5 protein-coding genes are annotated in these 3,410 nt (G+C 28.9%); all 5 read right to left on the bottom strand.

All coding sequences use genetic code 11. From position 1 onward, the window contains the following. Window positions 1-219: 219 nt before the first annotated feature. Entirely contained in the window at window positions 220-492 is a 273-nt protein-coding gene (locus MC378_RS15195) for a hypothetical protein (protein ID WP_242179674.1), read from the bottom strand. A 1-nt stretch (window position 493) separates the two neighbouring features. Next, entirely contained in the window at window positions 494-964 is a 471-nt protein-coding gene (locus MC378_RS15200) for a hypothetical protein (protein WP_242179675.1), read from the bottom strand. A 162-nt stretch (window positions 965-1,126) separates the two neighbouring features. After that, window positions 1,127-1,561: a type II toxin-antitoxin system death-on-curing family toxin gene (locus tag MC378_RS15205; protein ID WP_242179676.1), complete on the bottom strand. Its 435-nt coding sequence runs from the start codon at window positions 1,559-1,561 to the stop codon at window positions 1,127-1,129. Continuing rightward, window positions 1,561-2,589, bottom strand: coding sequence for a DNA-binding protein (locus MC378_RS15210; RefSeq protein WP_242179678.1), 1,029 nt, complete (start codon window positions 2,587-2,589; stop codon window positions 1,561-1,563). The genes MC378_RS15205 and MC378_RS15210 overlap by 1 nt, the downstream gene beginning before the upstream one ends. Window positions 2,590-2,734: 145 nt before the next feature. Then, complete coding sequence (locus MC378_RS15215) at window positions 2,735-3,310, bottom strand: hypothetical protein (protein WP_242179679.1); 576 nt, start codon at window positions 3,308-3,310, stop codon at window positions 2,735-2,737. Between the last annotated feature and the right edge of the window lie 100 nt (window positions 3,311-3,410).

Raw genomic sequence — 3,410 nt, forward strand, 5'->3', positions numbered from 1 at the left:
TATTGAAAACACACATTGATAAAATCATAAATTCCAATTTTCAGAATATGAGTGAGCGCAATTTTTGGCAACGGTCTTGTATAAAAAGAGTTGCGTTTTTGCGTGCGAGGATTTTCCGTAGGAAAATCAGAAGTAGCAAAAGTGCAACGACTTTTAAAATTAGTTCTAAATATAGCAATTTTTTTTATGCGTTGTTGTAAGTAGTTTTTTTATTCAAATTCAAATTAGATATAAAATTATTAAAGTCAAAAATATAAAGATGATTGCAATAGTTATCAGTTCCTTTTTTCTTTCCGATTTTGCTTTTTTTCGAATGTCATTTTTTACTTTCTCCAATTCAGATTCCGATAGTTTTGGGAAATTATATTCAGGTTTTGAATTAGAACTTTTATAGCTTGACGAATTTCTGTCAGACCTTGCTTGCCTTTTTTGGTTTCGTTCTATTTTTCTTGCTAAAGTCGCTTTAAACTGTGATAAACTTCCGTCAGCCATTTTATTGTAGTTTTTTCATTTGTTTTTTCAAATCCTTTTCGGAAAGCGCAGAATATTTTTGTAAAACTGAATTTTTATAATTTTCATCAATTTTTATAATTCTGTCGTAATATTTTAAAACATTGGAAATAGCCAAAAATGATGATTCATTCTTGTTAACATTTTTGCTAATTTGATTGTCAATTTCGCTTAATGTATAAATCATAAGAATTTCTTTGAAAAACTTATAAGATTTGCTTGAATCCATAAACTCACTGATTCCGCTTACTCGCATTTCAACTTGTGGATTGTTTGATGCATACCATTTAAAAATGTTGGCAGATTTATTAGTAAATAAACTATCGGATTCAATTTGTGGGTTTTCTATTATCCAATTCAATGATTCTGTTGCTTCTTTGTCTGAAGTTATTTGTCCAAAACTTGTGCTTATAAAGGTTATTAAAAGTAAAAATGTCAGTACTTTTTTAATCATAGTTTCTGGGTTTCTTAAATTACTTACAACGTGTTTGTATATGGTTTGTTGCGTGGTTAAGTAACTAAGTTAACAAATAAAAACGGAATAGAAAATCTGCGAGAATTTTCGTAAATATGCTGTAATTAGCAATAAATTATATACGGTGTTACCCAACGTTTTTTATTCGCTTAAAGCATCTATAATTTTCAATTTTAATTCTTCATTAAAATAATCTTCTATCAATATTGAGCTAATTATCTCTTGTAGTAATTGTTTATCAATCTTATTGTCTGCAACATGTACTGCTATATTTTCCATTTCTATAATGAATTTATCTATACAGTATTCAATTCCATTCACTTCAAGTAAATATGCACCTAATGCAATTGAGGTTCTTTTATTTCCATCATTAAATGCATGAAATTTATTTACAGCAAATACAAGGTGAGTTAGTTTTTCTTCGAATTCAGGATAATAAAGGTCGTTTTGTATATGTTCTAAAACACTTTCAATTTTTCCGATTTCAATAATCCCTAAATTCCCTCCGGAATTCTCTATTATAAAGTCATGTGTTCTAATTGCGTGTTGAATGTCAAAATAAATATACGTTTCCATTATCTATCTTTTAACCTTTTGAAAACATCAATATTATTTAGAATTCTGTCTTCTAAATCCAAACTTTTTTCTCCTAAAAATTTGTCAAATTCCTCAGTTGTTAAGTGTGTAATATAGTTTTTCAGCTTTTCATGTAATGCATCTCTAAATGCCATATCTCTGCTGGCCATTAATCCTCTTACTTTTTCTCTTAGCGGTTCGTAAATAGAATTAGTTAGATGTTCAAATTGGTCGTATAAGGTATTTGTTTCAGAGAGGCGTAATTTTCTATTCGCTTTCTCAGAATGATTTTTTAAAAAATCAGAAAACCCATTTTCATAACTTGATACAAGGTCTAATACTTCAGAATACATTGTTGACCTTACACTTTCTTTATTTTTTAATTTAAGTATTTGACGATATTCTTTCGCATCTTCTTTGAAAATGCTTTTATAAACTTTATTTGTTAGTTGGGCGTATTTGAATTTATTTGGTTCTACATAATTGTCCAAAGCATTAGTAAATTCTTGTCTATAATTATGCTCTTTTATTGCGCTTGATAAAAATTCTTCTTCTCTTTGATTTATGTACTTAGTATTACCTCCAAGTTTTTGATTTATAGCATCTATTACGATATCTAAAATAAAAGCTCTTAATAATTTAGCTTTTTCGCTTTCAGTTAAAAGCATTCCAATATTTAAAAAAGCTCGGAATGTAAATACACCAAGTGAAGGTGCTTTTTGAAGTGATTCATCTATGTTGGCGACATTCGTGTCGTTGACATAAGCTACTTTGAACTCTTTCAGTCGATTAAACTTTAATACCTCATAGCCAGATTCCTCAAATTCAGACTTATTTTTCTCTATATACCTATCTACAGTTCTTTCGTCAATTTCAAAGAATTCTGCCACTTGCTTTTTAGTAAATCGATACTTACTTTCGAACATTATACCTGGAAAAGAAATTTCATTATAAATAATTTCTAAAGCGTAATTATTATTTAGAATATTTCTTCTATGTAAGTTAGATGTTGTTAAATCCTTGTTCATTTTGTAAAGTTACGATTTTTCTTTTTTAATGTTGGGTAACGTTGTTGTGTATGGTTAGTTGCGTGGTTAAGCAACTAAGTTAGCAAACATTTACGAACCCGTGAATATTCCGAAGGAATATTCGCAAGTAGGCTCAATAAAGCAATTAATTATACACGGTGTTGCCAGTAGTTTTTTTTCGTCTTTCTCTCAAATATTTACTAAAAATGTCAATATATCTATCGTCAAACAAAATTTTCGTTATGTTTTTCAATTCAATTTTAGTTGGTTTTTCGTCTAGAATTCCTGTCGCATTGAAATATTGAATAAAAACAGATTTCTCCGTAATCCGTTTTATTGGACCGATAGTAAAAGTGTCAAATTCGGGATTTTCACAGTAAACAGCAACATTTCGTTTATTCTTTCGCAAAGATTTAAAAATTGTTTTCCAATCAGTTAAATCCAATTTAGTTTTAATTCCGATATTTTTCTTTTCGTTTTCCAACGTCATTATTTTGTCATAATATTTGTCGTTGTTATTAAATCGGATTTCCGTAAAATCTTTAATCGGCAAAATATTATAACCTTTCAGCTCAAAATCATCACATTCCTGAAGAACTATAAATTCAGGCGAAAAATCAACAATATAGCCACGACTTATTTCGTCCCAATCGTCCGCAACTTTTCTCGTAATTCGAGCGAATTTTTGGTTTTCATAAAAGTCTTTAATTTTGTCGTTCATTTCGGGTGTTTTCAAATTACTGGCAACGTTGTTGTGTTATGAAAAGTTGCGATTAAAATGAACGGCTATTTTCCGAAGGAAAATAGAAGTTTATATAAAT

The sequence above is a fragment of the Polaribacter marinus genome (assembly GCF_022662535.1).
GTDB lineage: Bacteria > Bacteroidota > Bacteroidia > Flavobacteriales > Flavobacteriaceae > Polaribacter > Polaribacter marinus.